The organism is Aliiroseovarius sp. S2029 (assembly GCF_023195575.1).
Classification (GTDB): Bacteria; Pseudomonadota; Alphaproteobacteria; order Rhodobacterales; family Rhodobacteraceae; genus Aliiroseovarius; species Aliiroseovarius zhejiangensis.
This window is the reverse complement of the sequence record NZ_JALPQE010000001.1, coordinates 133,416-151,825: the sequence shown is the minus strand read 5'-3', so window position 1 is coordinate 151,825 and position 18,410 is coordinate 133,416. Positions and strand designations below refer to the sequence as shown.

Sequence of the window (18,410 nt, the reverse complement as noted above, 5' to 3'; positions counted from 1 at the left end):
GGCTGCAAAATGTCATCCCGACCCATAGGGTGGACTGGACCGTGACAGACGTGACCAAAGATATGGCAGAGGCCGGTGACAAACCCGAACAGAACCGAAATCGCAACGGGCTGATCCATCTTCTGTCGCTCAGCGCGTCGAAGACCGCCGACGCCCTGATTGATCCCAAACTGGTGCTCAGCTGGCTGATGGGGGCCATCGGTGCGCCCGCCTATTTAATCGGTGCACTTGTCCCCGTGCGCGAGGCGGGGGCCTTGCTGCCCCAGCTTTGGGTCGCGCGATGGGTGCAAACCCAGCCTGGCCGGAAAAGGTTCTGGGCCATAGGCGCTGCGGTGCAGAGCGCCATGGCGGTGACCATCGCCCTGATCGCTTGTTTTCTTTCAGATGCGCTGGCCGGTTGGCTGATCGTGGCAGCCTTGGCGGTGCTGGCCATCGGTCGTTCAATCGCATCAACGACATACAAGGATGCGTTGGCCCATTCGGTCCCGCAGGGACGGCGTGGCGCGGTGACGGGCGCTGCAGGCAGCATCGCAGCGGCGTTTGGTTTGGCCTACGGGGCGTCCATGTCCCTTGGTGTGTTTGGCGATGTGTCCATCACCGCCGTCGCCGCCTATGTCTTCCTGGCCGGAATGCTTTACGGTGCGGCGGCGCTGGTCTTTTTGCGCCTGCAGGAAGATGACATCCCCGAAACTCGCGAAGAGGCGCAGAGCTGGCGGGCGTTCTTCGCCCCGCTTGTCAACGATCGCGCTTTTCAGCTTTTTATCCTCACGCGAGGCTTCCTGACCGCGACGGCCTTTGCGCCGCCCTTCATCGTCATGCTGACGGTTGGGGCGTCGGAACGCAGCCTGACGCAGTTGGGCCCGCTGGTCGTGGCCTCGGCGCTTGCCGCGTCGTCGTCGTCGTTTCTGTGGGGCAAGGTGTCCGATGTGTCCAGTCGCTTGACCCTGTGCATCTCCGGGCTGGTTGCAGCGGGGGCCTATGGTCTGACAGCGGCCATGGTTCTGGGTGGTGGCACGCTGGGTCTTTGGTGGGCCGTCGGCCTGATGTTCGTGGCGCAGATTGCTTATCAGGGGGTGCGATCAGGACGCAGCATATTCCTGACCGACATGACGCGGGACAAGACGCGCTTGCGATACACGGCGCTGAGCAATACGGTCATCGGCATCGTCCTTTTTGCTGGTTTGGGGCTGGGTGGCGTGGCCCAGCTTGCCGGTGCGGAATACGCGCTTGTCATTTGCGCGATCATGGCCGCGCTTGGCGCGAGCTTCGCCACGCGACTGACACCTATGAAGGACTAAGGGGACCGGCGTGCAATGACCGATGATCAGCATACGGACCCTGACCCTGAAAATCAGATCGCGGACATCGTCGATACGATCCACGACATGCGCGGTCAGGGTGAGGCGACGGTCGGGGCCCTGATCGAACAAATGGGCGTGGCATCTTTCACCCCGATCCTTCTGTTTGTCAGCCTTGTCATCGTCACGCCACTTAGCGGCGTGCCCGGACTGTCGTCGATCTGCGGGTTACTGATCGCGATGGTGTCCGCGCAGTTGCTGTTGGGCCGCGACAGATTGTGGCTGCCCGATTTCATTCTTCGACGGCAGATGCCACGCCGTAAACTGAACACGGCCCTGTCTCAGGTCGAGAAGCCATTGTCCTGGGTGCAGGAGGTTACGACGCGCAGGCTGTCTTTTCTGACGCGGCCACCGTTTTCTTACCTGCTATATTCGATCTGCCTGTTGTGTGGCGCGGCCATGCCGTTTCTTGAACTTGTGCCGATGTCGTCATCACTGCTGGCCTCTGTGGTCGCATTGCTCTCCATCTCGTTGATCAGTCGGGACGGGCTGTTTGCATTGCTCGGGTTGACGGCCTTGGCGTCAACGGCGGCCTTGTTGCTTGCTGTAAGCCAGTTGCTGTTCTGAGCTAAAAAAAGCCCATCTGGCTGAAACCAGATGGGCAGTTGAGGCAGGCAGTCAAGCCTGTCGGGACAGTCGGTCAAAAGCTGAGGACGTTGTGCGACCCGATGTCGGGCGGGGTCCCAGCCAGATTGGATTTCACGATCTCGATCAGGAACGAGGCTTTGCTGTCGGTTGCAAGCCACATCTCGGCAGCTTCGGGCGTCAGTTTCAGCAGGCGCAAGGAGTTGTCGGTCCTTCCGTCTTCGAACCAGGATGCGGCAACCGCGTTCCAGATTTCATCAATCTTGTTCTGGTCAGCTTCAATGCTCAGTTTACCGTTCACATCGGCATAGAGCCCTTGTTGGTCAGAGCTGACGAGATAATGGACATCCTCGTTCTTCAGCGCGCTGTTATGGGCATGGGTGCCCTGCGCGGTCAGGAAATATACGGCGTTCTCATCCTCGTAGGGATAGTGGGTCATCGGGAAGTGACGCCCCTTGATCCCCAGAAGTCCGGTGGGAACCTTGTTCAGCCTATCCCAGAATTCCCGGTGCTTCGATTGCATGTCCATTTTTCCTTTCTGCGGCCGTTCCGCTTTTCCAACTGTTGGCACGGGCACCTGATGTGCTCGTGGTCTCAGGTCAAAAACGCGGAAGGGCGCAAAAGGTTCCCGGCTGATTGCGGCGGGTCACGCAATCGGTGCCACAGCGTTTATCGCGGACTAGGGTTTTGACCCGACATGGGGGTCGTCTTCCGCACCGGGAAACCACCCGACATCCATCTGCGAATGCCGGTCCTGGAAGTCGCACATGGCTTTCATCACGTCCGGGGCCAGGATCGTTATGTCTCCGTCCTTGCGCGACACAAGCCCCTGCTGCTCAAGCGCCACCAGACTTTTGCTGACATAGACATTCGTCAGGCCGATCGTGTCGCCGATTTCGGTCTGATTCAACGGCAGGCGAAAGCTGGTCTTGTCCGGGTTGGTGATCCTTAGTCGAGCGTCAAGTTCCAGCAGGAAATAGGCAAGTTTCTCGCGGGCGCTCATACGGCCGGTCGCTTTCAGAAGATCGGTCAGCAAGACCTGATCGCGCACCGCAAGGGTGAACAGAAGGGCCGCGACGCGCGGGGCGTCGGTGAACACGCGTTGCAGGTGCTTTCTGGGAAAAGGGCAAAGCACGCCATCGCTTGCGGCAACCAATGTGTCACACGCATTTTCATAGGCGATGTCGGCAAACCCTACGACGTCGCCCGGGTGCCGGATTGACACGATCTGACGCCTGCCGTCAGGCAGAAGGACGAAGGAAAAAAACCAGCCGCTTTTGACAACGAAAAGCTCGTCGGCGCTGGTGCCGATTTCGCGGACCACCGCGCTGGCGCTGTAGCTTTCTTCCGCATCTTCCAGTCGCGCGAGAATGTCCCAGGAATCGTCGTCTATATCCACATAATGCGATAGTTTGCGATACAGGCAGCTTTCGATCATGGCATCGGCTTTCGTTTACTGTCGTACACACACCATACTTGCTTTTTTCGAAGAGTCTCATTTTTCGATCGGCAGCGTGACCGAGACCGAAACACCCGAGCTGGACGGTGTGACGTCGATTGTCGCGGAAAGGGATTTTGCCATTTGTCTCAGGATCTTGCCGCCCAACCCTGTTCCAAGTTCAATGGGGTTGCAAGCGCATTGCCCACGGCCGTTGTCGGAAACGGTGATCAGGATTTCCTCATCGCGCAGACGTCCATAAAGCGTCACCTCGCCACCTTCGCCATCAAAAGCGTGCTGCATGGCGTTCGTCACAAGTTCCGCCACGATCATGCCAAGTTGCGCCGCGCGACTGTGGCTTATCTCGAATGGCTCGTCGGGCACATCACAGATCAGGTCCACTCCGGCGTTCAGCCCGGTTATCGCTTCGCAAATCGTGGTCAGATAATCGAACAGAGCCACCTGATCCAAACCCGGGGGTGCCTCTATGCCTTGTTGCATGCTGGCATACAGGGTTTGCAGGCTCTGGATCCGGCTCAGGACGCTCAGCAACCCATCGTTTTCGCCGTTTTCACGGATCTGAAGCCGCACTGAGGACATGATCAGGGACAGGTGGTTCTTCAGACGATGGTGAAGCTCTGACAGCGCGGCGGCGGATTGGCGCTGTTTTTCAAGCAACGCCTCGTAAGGGTTGTCCTCAACCTCCATCTGAATGGCGATGAACCGCTGCAGGACGCCCTGATCGTCGCGGATTGGCTTGATCGACAAACGGTTCCAGAACAGGCTTCCATCGGCCCGTTGATTCAGCAGGTCCGACGCAACTGCGCTTCCCTTTTCGACAGCGCTACGGATTTTCGCGAGTTCGTTGGCATCCGTATCATCGACCTGCAACAGCCGGCAGTTCTGACCGATCAGTTCGTCTTGTTTGTAACCGGTCAGTTCGCAGAACAGCTCATTGACGAATATCAGAGGATTGTCCGGCAGGTTTGGATCAGTCAGGCAAGCCGCATAGGGCAGGTCTGTCAGCATCTTGCGAATCCAGCAGTCGTCAAAGATCTGGGTCATTCAGGGGCCTGTTATGAAGTTGACACGTGACACTAGTGCGACTTGCGAAGCGGGGGCATTAATCTTGATTAAAGGTGACGCGCAATTATATGGAAGGACGAACGAATTATCCTTCCGGCCTCGCGGCATTGTCTTATGTGGGTGAGATGTTGACTTCGCGTGAACCGGAGTGCGTTCGTCATTCCTTTTCGCTGTTTTGCACGTTTTCTGCGGGTGGCACATTCGATGCGAACTCGGCCAGGGTCAATTCGCGCAGGCCCACCGTGCCGATCAACTGGTCATTCTCGACCACCAGTGCCACATCCAGGTTCAGCCGCGTCAGCAGACGGATCGCATAGCGGGCCTGCATGTTGCCCGACAGGTTGATGGCCGGTTTCTCCATCACCTCATAGACGCTGACCCGCCGGGCCGCGCGATTTTGGGCAAATACCTGCCGCGCGATCATGCTGATCGTCAGAACGCCGTATTCGTCATCCGGTGACCGTTTGTCGATCACCAACGTGTCGTGCCCCGATGTTTCAAACAGCCGCATTGCTTCGGCAACCGATGCGAGACCGTTTACGACATGGGGATCCTGCCGCACGGCATCGCGGACACGGGTTTCTTCAGGCTGGCTCATAGCTCGTCCTTCTCAAGCGACGCTTTCAGGGCTTTGACCTGCGATTCCAGGCCGATGGCGTCTTCGATGTCGATCTGAAAGACCACGCCGCGCCCCGGTTCCTTCAGAAACTCACCCGCTTTGCAGATGGTTTCAAGGATGTTGGCCGCCAGGTGTTCTTCGACCAGAAACAGCGCCATGTCCCGTTGTCCGGCAACGGTAAGGCCCAGAAAGGTCTTCTTTTTCTCCAACCCTTCGCCCCGGACACTTGTGATGACCGTGGCGCCCGTGGCGCCCGCGCTGCGGGCGGCATCGACAATCACATCGGTATAAGCATCCTGCACCAGAGAGATGATGAGCTTGAACTTCATTCGATGTCCTCCGTTTTGGCATTTGGCACATCCAGCCGCGCCCGTCTATTGTCATTCCACTGCACCAACTGCGCATATCCCATCACGGTAATCATGGGAAACAGACTGGCCAGCGCAATCAGTCCGAACCCGTCCAGTGCCGGGCTGCGGCCCGGCACGGTCGAGGCCAGGCCAAGCCCAAGGGCCGCCACCAGCGGCACAGTTACGGTAGAGGTGGTCACCCCGCCACTGTCATAGGCCAAGGGCACGATGTTCTTTGGCGCAAAGATCGTTTGCAAGATCACAACCGCATATCCCACGATCATATACATATAGAGCGGCGTTCCCGTGACGATCCGGTAGGTGCCGAACACAAGACTTAGTGCTACCCCGAGGGCCACGGCAATGCGCAGTCCCCATTCCTTGACCGTGCCGCCCGACACTTCACGTGCCTTGATGGCCACGGCAATCAGGGATGGTTCGGCGATCGTGGTGGAAAACCCGATGGCAAAGGCGAACAGATAGGTCCAACCATGCGCGGTCCAGTCGGTCGGGTCGCCCAGAAAGGCGGGGTCGGTCAACTGGCGGGCCATTGCCTCGCCCAGCGGAAACAGCGCCTCTTTCAAGCCGAACAGGAACAGCCCTAACCCCAGGACGACATAGATCCCGCCCACCAGAATACTGCGCAGATGTGGCACCGGTTTGCGCAGCACGGCCGCCTGAAAGAAGATCAGAACTGCCAGGATCGGCAGGACATCCAATATGGTCGCAGTGAAGGTGACAACCAATTCATGGATCATAGTTTCGCCCCCACAATGCCGAAGCCAAGCACGAACACGATCGGCAACAGGCTGGCAAAGGCCACCAGCCCAAACCCGTCGATCATCGGATTGCGGCCCTTGATGACGCTGGCCAGACCAACCCCCAGCGCGGTGGTCAGCGGCACGGTCACGGTCGAGGTTGTGACCCCGCCACTGTCATAGGCGATGCCGATGATCTCGGCCGGGGCGAAGGCGGTCATGATCACCACCAGCACATAGCCCCCAATGATCAGATAGTGGATGGGCCAGCCCAGCAGGATGCGCATCACCCCGATGACCAGCGATGACCCGACCGCAGCGGCAACCGTATAGCGCAGCGCATCGGCATAGCGTATCTGTTCCGCCGTGCTGGCGCCGACGGCCCCGATGTCGGACATCACCCGAGCGGCCTCGCGGCTGACGGCGATCAGGGCGGGTTCCGCAACAGTGGTGCCGAAGCCCAGCGAAAACGCAAACAGCAACAGCCAGAACAAGCTGCCCTTGTTGGCAAACGCATCGGCCAGAGATTCTCCGATCGGAAACAGCGCCAGTTCCAACCCGCGGATAAAGATCGCCAACCCAGCCATGACGAACAGCAGCCCGATCAGCTTTTCGCCTACATCATCAAGGGGTTGTCTGAGGATCAGGAACTGGAACACCGCCACAACGCCGACGATGGGCGCCAGGTCACGGGCCGTGCCAAGGGTCAGGCTTGCAAGTGATTTTACCTCGTTCAGCAACGGAACCCTGCCAATTTATCGGATCAAATGGTTGCCTCCGACCGGATGCAACCCTGTCACCACGTTGTGCCCGCCCATACTTTAGAAGCAAGCCGGGGGGCTTACAATTCGATAGTCCGTCCAAGTTGCACGGATGCCACCGGACCCGCTGCCGTCAGGCCTTGTGCGAGAATGGGTCTTTCGCCGTATGCAGCCTGAGATGGCGCATGAATGATCGGGTGACGGCCGAAATGGGCCTGTCATCCGAGGTAACGAAATAGCTGCGATACTCGATCTGCGACGCAAAGGGTCGAAAGATCACATCATCGGCCCGGTATTGCACGATGGGAAACGGGTTCACGATGGTCAGGCCCAGCCCCTCTTTCGCCAGGTCGACAGCTGCGAACGAGGTCGAGGCCTCGGCCACGATGCGCGGGGTGCTGCGGTTGGCTTGCAGTACCTTGTCCAGTTGCCCACGCCTTGCGTGGCGATGTGTCAGGGCGACCAGCGCCTGCTCGTGCAGGTCGGTGGGGTGAATGACCTTCTGATCCGCCAACGGGTGATCCGGCGGCATGGCGCAGACCGCCGTGGCCGAGCGATAGGGGGTCAGTTTGACACCGTTGCGCGACAACTCGACCCCACTGACCCCAAGATCGAACCGCCGGTCAAGAATGCCGCGAATGACGTCCTCTGACGGGGCCACATCAAGGCTGACGTAGAAATGCGGGTTGGTTTTCAGAAAGGTGGCGATGTGATGCACCAGGAAACGATGGGCATAGGTGGGGGGCGCGATCAGGCGCAAGGTTTCCTGCGCCATTTCGGGCGGGCCGTCGATTCGGTCCAGAGCTTCAAACAGCGGGTCGAGTCGCCGGTTCATCTGCACCGCCTCACTGGTCGGCCGCAGCCGCCCGCCTTCACGCTCAAACAGGATGCGCCCCGTCCGCGCCTCGAGGCTGGCAATGGAGCGGCTGATCGCAGATTGCGACAAGCCCAGCCGGACTGCCGCCATTGACGTCGTGCCGCTTTCCATCAGGGCGCGCAGGGCCTGGTATTCGGGCAAACTGTGCCAGGATTTCGTTGGCATAAGGGTCGCTCTTCATAAGTGTAATCACCTTATGAGAAAATATCATGCAAATTTCTCTCGTCTATGAGAAACTCTGACATAAGCTGGCGCGGTGCTGACCTTGGGGGAAATCACACGTGACCGGCCAAACCAATCCTTTGGTGTTTGATGGGCATAACGATGTTCTGCTGAAGCTCTATCGGGCGGGCGGAAAATCGGCGGCGCATACGTTCCTCACAGGGCGGGACGGTGCAATCGACGTGATACGCGCGCGGGCCGGAGGATTTGGTGGCGGCTTTTTCGCGATCTATATTCCGTCGCCGGTGGACACCGATTTCAAGATGGAAGAAATGGCAAAGCCCAGTTACGACCTGCCGCTGCCCGATCCCATCGACTGGGAAGACGCATTGCCTGTCGCCATGGCGCAGATTGCCATCCTGTTTGACCTGCAGGAGCGTGGGGCGCTGACGGTGTGTCGCACGGCTGCACAAATTCGCAAGACACTGGACGCAGGCCACATCGCCGCCATCCTTCACATCGAAGGGGCCGAAGCGATTGACGCGGAACTGAACACGCTTGAAGTGCTGTATCAGGCGGGCCTGCGATCGCTCGGTCCGGTCTGGAGCCGGTCGACCATCTTTGGTCACGGCGTGCCTTTCCGCTATCCGTCCAGCCCGGATACCGGCGAGGGTTTGACCGATCACGGGCTGCGACTGATCCGGCGGTGCAACGAGCTTGGAATCATGATAGACTTGTCCCACCTGAACGAGGCCGGGTTCTGGGACGTTGCGCGCCATTCCACGAAACCCCTTGTGGCGACCCATTCGAACGCCCACGCCATTTGTCCGCACAGTCGCAACCTGACCGACAAACAACTGGCCGCGATCCGCGAAAGCGACGGGATGGTGGGGCTGAACTTTGCGGTGGCGTTTTTACGTGATGACGGGCGAATGCTGGCGGATGTGCCGCTGTCGCAGATGCTGCGCCATCTGGATCATCTGATTGAGCATCTGGGCGAAGATCGGGTCGGGCTGGGGTCTGACTATGACGGGGCTGTTGTGCCCGAAGATGTGACAACTTGTGCCGGCTTGCCGAAACTCAGGCAGGCCATGGCGCAACACGGATATGGCGAGGCGTTGATTGCCAAACTTTGCCATGAAAACTGGCTGCGCGTGCTGGAAAAGACATGGGGGCAATAACCCGACCAGCGCACAGCCCAAACGACAACCGAACAGGAGAGGTTCAAAAATGAATACCATCAACAGACTGCTGACAAGCGCCGCAATTGGTGTGGCCCTGGGGGTGTCATCCTTCGCCGCCTATGCCGAAACGCCCGCCAACATGCTGGTAATTGCCAACCGCATTGACGATGTCACGACGCTGGACCCGGCGGAGAGTTTTGAATTTGCAGGCTCGGACATCAGCCGCAACGTCTACAGTCGTCTGGTCTACCTCGATCCGCTGGACCTGGCCGCTGGCTACAAGCCCGGCCTTGCCGAAAGCTGGGAGGTCAGCGAGGACGGCAAGACCATCACCTTCACCATGCGCGAAGGCGTGACCTTCCATTCCGGCAATCCAGTGCGTGCCGAGGACGCGGCGTTTTCGTTGCAACGCGCCGTGATCCTGAACAAGACGCCCGCGTTTATCCTGACACAATTCGGCTTCACCCCGGAAAACGCGGAAGAAACCATCCGTGCCGAAGGCAACAAGCTGATCATTACGACAGACAAGAAATATGCGACCTCGTTCGTGTTGAACTGTCTGACCGCCACCATCGGCGGAGTTGTCGACAAGGAAACCGTCATGGCCAACGAGGTTGACGGCGATATGGGTAACACCTGGCTGAAAACCAACTCGGCCGGGTCAGGGCCATACACGATGGCAGGCTGGAAACCCAATGAAAGCGTGACGCTTGAGGCTTATGCCGACTACTACGGCGGTGCGCCCGCGATGGAGCGGGTGATCGTGCGTCACGTGTTGGAAAGTGCGTCGCAACGTCTGCTGCTGGAACGTGGCGACATTGACATCGCCCGCAACCTGAACCCGGAAGACATTGCCGGTGTGATGGAAGTGGATGGCATCAAGGTCGAAGACGAGTTGAAAGGCCGTCTGATGTATCTGTCCTTGAACCAGAAACACCCCGAGCTGTCTAAGCCCGAGGTCCGTCAGGCGATCAAATACCTGATCGACTATGAGGGTATGAAGAACAGCTTCCTGAAAGGGCAATATACGATCCACCAGAACTTCCTGCCCGCCACCTATCTGGGTGCGTCCGAGGAAAACCCGTTCTCGCTGAACATCGAAAAGGCGAAAGAGCTGCTGGCCTCTGCCGGGGTGGAAAGCATCGAGATCGAAACCGGCGTGCGCGAGGCGCAGGAACGCATGGAGATTGCCCAATCCCTGCAAAACACGTTTGCGCAGGCTGGCATTACGCTGAACATCACCGTCGGTACGGCGAAGCAGATCCTTGCCCGCTATCGTGCGCGCGAGTTGGATATGTATCTGGGGGCATGGGGGCCGGACTATCCCGACCCACATACCAATGCTGGTACCTTCGCCTATAACCCCGATAACAGCGACGAGGCGAACGCCACCGGCCTTCTGGCCTGGCGCAACAGCTGGGACACGGGCGGGTTGACCGAAAAGGTCGAAGCCGCCGTGACCGAGGGCGATCGCGACAAACGCGTCCAGATGTATCAGGACATCCAGGCCGACTTCCGCGACATCTCGCCCTTTGCGATCATGTTCCAGCAGATCGAGCAATCGGCATTGCGCGAGAACGTGATGAACTGGTCGACTGGCCAAGCCGTGACCTCTGCCGCCTACTGGCAGGTCACCAAGTAAATGGCCCTGAGCGAAGACAATCACGAGAGGCGCCCGCCAAGGGCGCCTCTTTCCGCCACGTTGTGGCCGGTTGCGCGCACGACGATCCGCACGCTTGGATCCATCGCCGTGACGCTGTTGGGCTTGTTGTTCGTGACCTTCATCATCGGGCGGGTCATGCCGATCGACCCGGTGCTGGCCATCGTTGGCGAACGGGCGGCGCAATCCACCTATGACGCCGTGTATGAACAGCTTGGGCTGGACAAGCCGCTGATTGTTCAATTCTTTTATTACATCTGGGATGTGCTGCATCTGGATTTCGGCACCTCGCTTCTGAATGCGCGCCCGGTGTCCGAAGATATCGCGCGGGTTTTCCCCGCCACACTGGAACTGGCCACGCTTGGCATCATCTTCGGTGTCGTCCTGGGTGTGCCGCTGGGCGTGTTAGCCGCTGTGCGCAAGGGGTCTTGGATTGATCAGGTTGCGCGGGTCGTTGCGCTGATCGGGTATTCCATGCCGATCTTTTGGTTGGGCCTGATGGGGCTTTTGATTTTCTACGGCATTCTGGGCTGGGTCGGCGGGCCGGGGCGTGTGGGCATCTTCTATGTCGACGTGGTGCCCAGTGTGACGGGGCTGATCCTTGTGGATTCGATCATCGACGGCAATTGGGACGTGTTCAGGGATGCGTTTTCCCACATCATCCTGCCGGCCTCGCTTCTGGGCTACTATTCGCTGGCCTATATCAGCCGCATGACCCGGTCGTTCATGTTGGAGCAACTGAGCGCCGAATATGTGACCACAGCCCGTGTCAAGGGCATGTCGGAATGGGATGTGATCTGGAAACACGCCTTCAAGAACATCCGCGTGCAGCTGATCACCGTGATCGCGCTGAGTTACGCGGGCCTTCTGGAAGGGTCGGTGCTGACCGAGATCATCTTCTCGTGGCCCGGTATCGGCAGCTATATCACGACCGCGCTGCTGTCTGCGGACATGAACGCCGTTCTGGGCGGCACTGTCGTGGTGGGGCTGATCTTCATCCTGCTCAATATCTTCTCGGACCTGCTTTACAAGGTCTTTGATCCACGCGCGAAATAGGCGGGTTGTCTGAATGACCGAACAAACACTGAAACAATGGTTGCTGACGGACACACCAACCTCGCGCCGCCACGCCAAGATTTCTGCCTTCTATCAAGGCTGGCTGTCTTTTCGCAGCAACACGATGGCGATGATCGGGCTGGGCATACTGGTGGCACTGGTCGTCATCGCCGCCGCTGCCCCCTTGTTGGCCCCGCATGACCCCTATGTGCAGGATCTTGGCAATCGACTGGCGCCCCTTGGGACCGAGGGACATATCTTCGGCACGGACAGCTTGGGACGGGATATCCTGTCGCGTCTGATCTATGGGGCACGGATCACGTTATACATCGTGGCGTTGGTGGCGTTGATTGCGCCAGTGGCGGGTCTGTTGGTTGGCACGATCTCGGGCTATGTGGGCGGCTGGACCGATACCGTTTTGATGCGGATCACAGACATTTTCTTGGCCTTCCCCCGGTTGGTTCTGGCGCTGGCTTTCGTGGCTGCGCTGGGGGCCGGGATCGAGAACGCGGTGCTGGCGATCTCGCTGACCGCATGGCCACCTTACGCAAGGATCGCGCGGGCCGAGACGCTGACCATCCGGTCCTCGGACTATATCAGTGCGATCAAGCTGCAAGGGGCGGGGCCGCTTCGGATCATCACCAAACATATCTGGCCGCTGTGTATTTCGTCTTTGATCGTGCGGGTGACGCTGGACATGGCAGGGATCATTCTGGCCGCTGCGGGACTTGGCTTCCTTGGTCTTGGCGCACAACCGCCCAGCCCGGAATGGGGTGCGATGATTTCCGAAGGGCGTCGGTTCATTCTGGATCACTGGTGGGTCGCCACCATGCCCGGCCTTGCGATTTTTACGGTGTCGCTGGCCTTCAACCTTCTGGGCGATGGTTTGCGCGATGTCCTGGACCCGAAAGCAGGTGAATGATGAGCACCCTTCTTGACGTCGAAAACCTTTGGGTCAAGTTTCCGTCCCGCCACGGCGTTTTCGATGCCGTGCGCGGTGTGTCCTTCACGTTGGGGCGCGAGCGTTTGGGGATCGTGGGCGAAAGCGGGTCGGGCAAGTCGATGACCGGCCGCGCCATCCTGCGCCTGATCCGCCCGCCGGGAATTGTTGAAGCGGACCACATCAAGCTGGACGGCGTGAACCTGTTGGACAAGACCGAGAAGGAAATGCGCGACGTGCGCGGGCAGAGGATCAGCATGGTGATGCAGGATCCCAAATTCTCGCTGAACCCCGTGATGACCATCGGCGATCAGATCATCGAAGCGTATCGACTGCACAGCAAAGCCACGAAAGCTGAGGCTTACAAAAAGTCGCTTGAGATGCTTGAGGCTGTGTCGATCCGTGGCCCCGACCGTGTGATGCGCGCCTATCCACATGAAATGTCGGGCGGCATGGGGCAGCGGATCATGATCGCCATGATGCTGATCCCGAATCCCGAGATTTTGATCGCGGATGAACCCACGTCGGCTCTGGACGTGTCGGTGCAGCGGCAGGTTCTGGACATCATGGACAGGCTGGTGAAGGAGCGTGGCATGGGGCTGATTTTCATCAGCCATGACCTGAACCTTGTTGCCGATTTCTGTGATCGGGTGCTGATCATGTATGCGGGACGCATTGTCGAGGTCTGCGACGCAGATAAACTGCACGAAGCAAAGCACCCCTATACGCGTGGATTGCTAAACTCGCTTCCCCGGCTGGACGACCCGCGAGACCGGCTGGAGGTGCTGAAACGTGACCCCGCCTGGTCTGAGGCCCCAAGTGTGAGTGGACGCGTATGAAGATGCTGGAAGTGCAAGATCTGAACGTCTGGTTCGGCAGCGGGCGCGACCGGGTGGATGCGGTTAAGCATGCCAACTTTGACGTGGCGCAAGGCGAAAGTTTCGGGCTTGTGGGGGAAAGCGGGTCGGGAAAATCGACGATCTTGCGCGCCATTACCGGACTGGCCCCCGACTGGTCCGGCACGATCAAGGTCGAAGGGCAGGCGATAGGGCACAAGCGCCCCAAGACGTTCTTCAAGACCGTTCAGATGGTGTTTCAGGACCCCTATGCCTCGCTCCATCCGCGCCATTCAGTCGATCAGGTGCTGGGCGAAACCCTGCAACTGCACGGGTTCAGGGATATTGATGCGCGCGTCGTGCGGCTGCTTGACGATGTGGGGCTGGGACAAAAGTTCCGCTTTCGCTATCCGCACCAGTTGTCTGGTGGTCAACGCCAGCGTGTGGCAATTGCCCGTGCGCTTGCGCCGGAACCCGATCTGCTTTTGCTGGACGAACCCACTTCGGCGCTGGATGTGTCGGTGCAGGCGGAAATCCTGAACCTGCTGGCGGATCTGCGCACCGAACACAGGCTGACCTATGTGATGGTATCCCACGACCTGTCCGTGGTCGGCCATATGTGCGACCGGCTGGCGGTGATGAAGGATGGCGAGATTGTCGAGGTGCTGGATGTCGATGCGCTCCGGCATAAGAACGCCGAACATCCCTATTCCCGGCACTTGCTGGAGGCGTCAGTCTAAGCCCCGGTTCCGCGCACCGCCCTGACCGCGGGCGCTAACATATTTCCCTTGGCGATCAACTGATTTAAGCATCAGCACGTGGCGGTCCGCCGTAAGGTGCCGGACGGCCCGGAACACAACGGGGACGCCTATGGTTATCGAGGCATTAGGTACGCAGGCACTGGAAGTTCTGGCGGGCAAAGGGCAGCGGCGCGACTTTGCGAAAGGAGTGTCGATTTTTCGACATGGTGAACCGGGGGCATCGCTGCTGATCGTCAAATCCGGACGGGCCGAGGTCAGCATCACCACCGCAACAGGCCAGAAATCCATTCTGGGGCTGGTTGGCCCCGGTGATGTCATTGGCGACATTGCCTGTCTCGACGGCGGTCCGCGCAGTGCGGACGTGGTCGCTCTGGAACCGCTGGTCGGTCTGGAGGTGGCCCGGCGCGATGTGTTGCAAACGCTGAAAGACGACGGCGACAGCGCCATTCTGGTCATCGTGGCCCTGTGCCAGAAAGCCCGAAACGCATCCGAAATGTTCGAGCTGAAGGCCCTGGCCAGCGGGCAATCGCGTCTGGCAAGCTGCATCCTGCGGCTTTTGAATGATCAGAACGGCGAGGCAGGATCAGATCGGGTAAAAGTCAGCCAAAGCTGGCTGGGGGCTTACGCCGGGCTGACCCGCGAGAATGTGAACCGGCAACTGAAAAGCTGGGAGGCAGAGGGAATCGCGCGGTTCGACAACGGCGCTGTTCTGATTGCGAACCTGAATGCGCTGCGCGATATCGCGATAAACGAAGGCGGATGACAGAGAAACTTCCGCGATCTTCACGAAATAATCACATCTTTGCTGCAAACCTGCCTGCAGGTGTGATCTGCATCACAAGCATTGATGCATTTCACGCTTATACAAGGAATTGGAGGCGCTGAAGGCCCTAATACAAAAGGCTTTTTTAGCACGATAACTTAGCAAGCTCTCGCTTTGGGTGGCCGCGTTGCGGCGTTGGAGCGATATTTCGTCCCGGTGAAAGCCGGACAATACTGGGGTGCTTCCGCCCGTCAGATGACGGATGGGTTGGGCTACATCATTTCTGGTGGCCGTGAGTGGTGAAGGCGCTACGTCAGCTTCGGGTTGTCCGACCCGAAGGCGCCGACTGCCTCGCCTTGCGCGATCGCGCGTTCGATTTCAGCGCTAATCGCTTCAAACCGCGATTGCCATTCACGCTCGCCCCGTTTCTCGATCAACGCTGCGGCGTCGCGGATCAAGGCCTGCGCGCCGACCAGATCGCCGCGTGCGGCCCTCACTCTGGCCAATACGGCATTATAGAAGGGCAGATTCAACTGGGCACCAATGGCGCTGGCATGGCTGATGTATCCCTCGAACGCTTCGGGGGCCGTATCCAGATTGCCGTCATAGATCCACAGCAAGGATTGCCACAAACGCCCGATCAGCGACCAGAACCCGGCGCTTTGTTCATCGGCGATATCAATGCCGGTCTGAACCTCGCGCAGGGCCAGAGACATGTGGCCGCCTTCAAAGAACGCCTGTGCTCCGAAAATGTGGATCCACGGCAATTGTGCGGTGGCGCCGATGGTGTTCAGATGCGTCTTTGCGGCCTCGATCGCGGCGATGGCACCCGTCTTGTCGCCCTTGCGAACCAGAATATGGGCGTCCGCCGACAGAACCGATGCAAGCGGGTCCGCCCCCAGTTCGACAAACAGCATGCCGTGATCTTCGACGCGATAGAGGCGCTTTAGTGCATCGCTGCTGGCCTCGGCGGCGGCAAAATCGCCGGAATACAGGCGTTGCGCGGTATTATTGACCAACCACAGCACTGAAAGCTCGTCCGCCCCGTTTGCCGCCAGGGTTTTCATCTGATCGACCAATTCGCGGCTGGCGGCGACGTCTCCGCTGATGATGCGATGGGCGAACAGACCATAAAGCGTGATCATCCTTTGCCGATCGGTGCCTTTGGCATAGCCGACGGCACTTTCCAGTTTCTTGTAGCTGTCCAACACCGTTGGATGCGAGAACCCCAGACGCTGCACCTGAGCGCTGGCAAGCAGGGACAGCACGGGCAGATACTCCTCGCGGGTGACGGTCTGACCCTTCACCTGATTTTCCATATCCTTCTGCGCGCTTTCCAGATACGTGATCGCCGGGTCGAAGTTTGCGGCCATCAGCATGCGGATGCCGGCCGCGATACAGGCAGAGGGGATCTGATCATGCGCCTTGGCGGCGAGGACATGGTCGGCCAGAAGCTCTGGCAGCCTGGCCACGAGCGCCGGGTCGTGCTGGCGCAACTGGTCGGCAAATAGCAGGTGCAACGCACGCCGCCGCTTGCCCGGCAGCATCTCGTATGCGGCGTCGCGCAACAGGGCGTGATCAAATGTCAGCCCGTCGCGCCGCGCGTGCAGAATGCCGTTGATGGTCAATACGCGCAGCTCATCGTCGAGGCTGTCACGGTCGGGCAGGAGCAGGCGCGCGTGATCGGGGTCGACAACGCGACCCAGCACGGACAGGCATTGAACGACTTCTTTCAAGGGTCCCAGCGCATTGATGATGGCCTGGAATGTGGCCTCGATGCTGCGGGGCAGGGGAACGTCGCCCGCTTGTTTGCCAAGCTGGCGTGCACGCTCGGCCAGCGCCAGCAGAAACAGTGGGTTGCCTTCGGCACGGGAGAGTATGGCGCGGCGTGTGGGCTCTGTCAGGTCGGAATAGGGCGCAAGCGCATCCCTGGCCGCCTTATCTGACAGAGGCTGAAGGTCGACCGCACGGATGCCGATTTCACTGATCAACGCGGTGATCTGGTCCGATCGGCGGCTGGTGATGATCAACCGGGTGGTGAAATCCGGGTCTTCGATCAGATTGCGCAGAACCGTTGCGCTTTCCTCATCGGCCCAGTGGAAATCATCGAAGGCGAGTGCTGCGGCCTTGTGTGACACGATCTTGCGCAGAGCAGATGTCATCAAGCCGATCCGGCGGGCTTTTTGCTGTTCCGGTGGCAAGGAAACGGGCGTTGCCTCGTGCAGCCCCAGAACATTCGCCATCAGGTTCAGATCCTGATCGGACAGGGCAATACCGATGCCCGACAATCCTGCCCGCAACGATGGCAGAGAGGATGCATCGGTCAGGGAAAGCTCGCCACGCACCGCCTCGGCCACGGGAAGCAGCGCGGTCTGGCTCAGGTTGGCCCGCGCGTGCAGGGAAAGGACGGGCGTCGGGGCAATGCGGCGGGTCAGTTCGCTCAGCACTGCGGATTTTCCGATACCGGCCGGTCCGATCAGGGCAAAGGTCGTGGCAGACTGTCCCGTCAGGATCGACAATTCGCGATCCCGTTCCAGCAGCGGTCGACCGGTGTCGGCCTGTTCCAGAAAGGTAAAACCCGCAACGCCGATCACGTCAACGGGCGCGTCTATGCCCTTCAGCGCAATCTTGTCGCAGCGGGTGATGTCCAGTTCCGCCAGTCGCGACAGGAAGGATCGGGTTTCGCCAGATATGACGACGCCGCCGGTGGGGGCTTGTTCCTGCAAGCGGGCGGCGCGGTTCACATGCAGACCGGCCAGTTGCGGAAACAGCGTGCCGGATTGACCGACCCGGCACATGACCTGGCCGCTGTCGATCCCGACGCGAACGTTTTGGCCGTACAGTTTCGCCGGAGCGCTTCTTGCAATCGACAAGCCCGCGGCGATGGCGGACAGCGCCGAATCCTCGCCATCATGGCCCAGCCCGAAGCACGACAACACCCCGTCGCCATAGCGTTGCAGGACGGTGCCGCGATATGTAGTGACCACTTCGTTGACCATCGTGTGGAAGGCGGCGATCGTGTCGTCATAGACTTCAAGCGCGCTGGCACTGGCAAGGGCTGTGGACCCGACCAGGTCGATGAACTGGATCGTCAGGACACGCAATTCTGGGTTCTGGGCATCCAACACGGCTTCGGCCCCGCAGTTGCCGCAGAAACTTGCCCCCTGCGCCAGAGGCTCGGAACACGCCAGGCAGTTCACTACTTGCATCATATCC

At 59.5% G+C, this 18,410-nt stretch carries 18 protein-coding genes; 9 read left to right on the top strand and 9 right to left on the bottom strand.

Going from position 1 to position 18,410, the window contains the following annotated elements; translation table 11 throughout:
* Window positions 1–41: 41 nt before the first annotated feature.
* Window positions 42–1,298 (top strand): MFS transporter, encoded by a 1,257-nt coding sequence (locus MUY21_RS00795; protein WP_248408520.1) that lies wholly within the window; start codon window positions 42–44, stop codon window positions 1,296–1,298.
* Window positions 1,299–1,313: 15 nt separating this feature from the next.
* A complete protein-coding gene (locus MUY21_RS00790; protein ID WP_248408519.1) occupies window positions 1,314–1,925 on the top strand; it encodes an exopolysaccharide biosynthesis protein in 612 nt (203 codons plus the stop codon).
* 73 nt (window positions 1,926–1,998) lie between these two features.
* Here MUY21_RS00790 and MUY21_RS00785 read toward each other — a convergent pair whose 3' ends face one another.
* The 8 genes from MUY21_RS00785 to MUY21_RS00750 form a co-directional block, all read right to left on the bottom strand.
* Window positions 1,999–2,466 carry a pyridoxamine 5'-phosphate oxidase family protein gene (locus MUY21_RS00785; protein ID WP_248408518.1) on the bottom strand — a complete coding sequence of 156 codons (468 nt, stop codon included), beginning with the start codon at window positions 2,464–2,466 and terminating at the stop codon, window positions 1,999–2,001.
* 156 nt (window positions 2,467–2,622) lie between these two features.
* Window positions 2,623–3,381 carry a Crp/Fnr family transcriptional regulator gene (locus tag MUY21_RS00780; RefSeq protein ID WP_248408517.1) on the bottom strand — a complete coding sequence of 253 codons (759 nt, stop codon included), beginning with the start codon at window positions 3,379–3,381 and terminating at the stop codon, window positions 2,623–2,625.
* Window positions 3,382–3,438: 57 nt separating this feature from the next.
* Window positions 3,439–4,446, bottom strand: a complete 1,008-nt coding sequence (locus tag MUY21_RS00775) for a PAS domain-containing protein (protein ID WP_248408516.1) — start codon at window positions 4,444–4,446, stop codon at window positions 3,439–3,441.
* Between the two features lie 178 nt (window positions 4,447–4,624).
* The gene (locus tag MUY21_RS00770) at window positions 4,625–5,065 is read right to left on the bottom strand and encodes a CBS domain-containing protein (protein WP_248408515.1); all 441 of its coding nucleotides are present in this window, start codon (window positions 5,063–5,065) and stop codon (window positions 4,625–4,627) included.
* Complete coding sequence (locus tag MUY21_RS00765) at window positions 5,062–5,415, bottom strand: P-II family nitrogen regulator (protein ID WP_191284854.1); 354 nt, start codon at window positions 5,413–5,415, stop codon at window positions 5,062–5,064. The genes MUY21_RS00770 and MUY21_RS00765 overlap by 4 nt, the downstream gene beginning before the upstream one ends.
* The gene (locus MUY21_RS00760) at window positions 5,412–6,194 is read right to left on the bottom strand and encodes a DUF1538 domain-containing protein (protein ID WP_248408514.1); all 783 of its coding nucleotides are present in this window, start codon (window positions 6,192–6,194) and stop codon (window positions 5,412–5,414) included. Before MUY21_RS00760 ends, MUY21_RS00765 begins: the two co-directional genes overlap by 4 nt.
* Window positions 6,191–6,934 (bottom strand): DUF1538 domain-containing protein, encoded by a 744-nt coding sequence (locus MUY21_RS00755; protein WP_248408513.1) that lies wholly within the window; start codon window positions 6,932–6,934, stop codon window positions 6,191–6,193. Before MUY21_RS00755 ends, MUY21_RS00760 begins: the two co-directional genes overlap by 4 nt.
* Window positions 6,935–7,088: 154 nt before the next feature.
* A complete protein-coding gene (locus MUY21_RS00750; RefSeq protein WP_248408512.1) occupies window positions 7,089–7,997 on the bottom strand; it encodes a LysR family transcriptional regulator in 909 nt (302 codons plus the stop codon).
* A 116-nt stretch (window positions 7,998–8,113) separates the two neighbouring features.
* Between MUY21_RS00750 and MUY21_RS00745 the strand changes: the two genes are divergently transcribed.
* The 7 genes from MUY21_RS00745 (at window position 8,114) to MUY21_RS00715 (ending at window position 15,194) form a co-directional block, all read left to right on the top strand.
* Window positions 8,114–9,175 (top strand): dipeptidase, encoded by a 1,062-nt coding sequence (locus tag MUY21_RS00745; RefSeq protein WP_248408511.1) that lies wholly within the window; start codon window positions 8,114–8,116, stop codon window positions 9,173–9,175.
* A 49-nt stretch (window positions 9,176–9,224) separates the two neighbouring features.
* Entirely contained in the window at window positions 9,225–10,820 is a 1,596-nt protein-coding gene (locus MUY21_RS00740) for an ABC transporter substrate-binding protein (protein ID WP_248408510.1), read from the top strand.
* Window positions 10,821–11,894 (top strand): ABC transporter permease, encoded by a 1,074-nt coding sequence (locus MUY21_RS00735; protein WP_248408509.1) that lies wholly within the window; start codon window positions 10,821–10,823, stop codon window positions 11,892–11,894.
* A 13-nt stretch (window positions 11,895–11,907) separates the two neighbouring features.
* Window positions 11,908–12,816: an ABC transporter permease gene (locus MUY21_RS00730; RefSeq protein WP_248408508.1), complete on the top strand. Its 909-nt coding sequence runs from the start codon at window positions 11,908–11,910 to the stop codon at window positions 12,814–12,816.
* Window positions 12,816–13,673: an ABC transporter ATP-binding protein gene (locus tag MUY21_RS00725; RefSeq protein WP_248408507.1), complete on the top strand. Its 858-nt coding sequence runs from the start codon at window positions 12,816–12,818 to the stop codon at window positions 13,671–13,673. Before MUY21_RS00730 ends, MUY21_RS00725 begins: the two co-directional genes overlap by 1 nt.
* A complete protein-coding gene (locus MUY21_RS00720) occupies window positions 13,670–14,410 on the top strand; it encodes an ABC transporter ATP-binding protein (protein ID WP_248408506.1) in 741 nt (246 codons plus the stop codon). Before MUY21_RS00725 ends, MUY21_RS00720 begins: the two co-directional genes overlap by 4 nt.
* 130 nt (window positions 14,411–14,540) lie before the next feature.
* Window positions 14,541–15,194 (top strand): Crp/Fnr family transcriptional regulator, encoded by a 654-nt coding sequence (locus MUY21_RS00715; protein ID WP_248408505.1) that lies wholly within the window; start codon window positions 14,541–14,543, stop codon window positions 15,192–15,194.
* Between the two features lie 308 nt (window positions 15,195–15,502).
* Here MUY21_RS00715 and MUY21_RS00710 read toward each other — a convergent pair whose 3' ends face one another.
* Window positions 15,503–18,403 carry an adenylate/guanylate cyclase domain-containing protein gene (locus MUY21_RS00710; RefSeq protein WP_248408504.1) on the bottom strand — a complete coding sequence of 967 codons (2,901 nt, stop codon included), beginning with the start codon at window positions 18,401–18,403 and terminating at the stop codon, window positions 15,503–15,505.
* Window positions 18,404–18,410 lie beyond the last annotated feature (7 nt).

Bases quoted from the DNA above. Each gene is read 5' to 3' on its own strand.
- MUY21_RS00780 (WP_248408517.1), bottom strand. From the start codon at position 3,381: ATGATCGAAAGCTGCCTGTATCGCAAACTATCGCATTATGTGGATATA.
- MUY21_RS00790 (WP_248408519.1), top strand. From the start codon at position 1,314: ATGACCGATGATCAGCATACGGACCCTGACCCTGAAAATCAGATCGCG.
- MUY21_RS00770 (WP_248408515.1), bottom strand. From the start codon at position 5,065: ATGAGCCAGCCTGAAGAAACCCGTGTCCGCGATGCCGTGCGGCAGGAT.
- MUY21_RS00720 (WP_248408506.1), top strand. From the start codon at position 13,670: ATGAAGATGCTGGAAGTGCAAGATCTGAACGTCTGGTTCGGCAGCGGG.
- MUY21_RS00740 (WP_248408510.1), top strand. From the start codon at position 9,225: ATGAATACCATCAACAGACTGCTGACAAGCGCCGCAATTGGTGTGGCC.
- MUY21_RS00765 (WP_191284854.1), bottom strand. From the start codon at position 5,415: ATGAAGTTCAAGCTCATCATCTCTCTGGTGCAGGATGCTTATACCGAT.
- MUY21_RS00730 (WP_248408508.1), top strand. From the start codon at position 11,908: ATGACCGAACAAACACTGAAACAATGGTTGCTGACGGACACACCAACC.
- MUY21_RS00715 (WP_248408505.1), top strand. From the start codon at position 14,541: ATGGTTATCGAGGCATTAGGTACGCAGGCACTGGAAGTTCTGGCGGGC.
- MUY21_RS00725 (WP_248408507.1), top strand. From the start codon at position 12,816: ATGAGCACCCTTCTTGACGTCGAAAACCTTTGGGTCAAGTTTCCGTCC.
- MUY21_RS00775 (WP_248408516.1), bottom strand. From the start codon at position 4,446: ATGACCCAGATCTTTGACGACTGCTGGATTCGCAAGATGCTGACAGAC.
- MUY21_RS00735 (WP_248408509.1), top strand. From the start codon at position 10,821: ATGGCCCTGAGCGAAGACAATCACGAGAGGCGCCCGCCAAGGGCGCCT.
- MUY21_RS00710 (WP_248408504.1), bottom strand. From the start codon at position 18,403: ATGCAAGTAGTGAACTGCCTGGCGTGTTCCGAGCCTCTGGCGCAGGGG.
- MUY21_RS00785 (WP_248408518.1), bottom strand. From the start codon at position 2,466: ATGCAATCGAAGCACCGGGAATTCTGGGATAGGCTGAACAAGGTTCCC.
- MUY21_RS00760 (WP_248408514.1), bottom strand. From the start codon at position 6,194: ATGATCCATGAATTGGTTGTCACCTTCACTGCGACCATATTGGATGTC.
- MUY21_RS00750 (WP_248408512.1), bottom strand. From the start codon at position 7,997: ATGCCAACGAAATCCTGGCACAGTTTGCCCGAATACCAGGCCCTGCGC.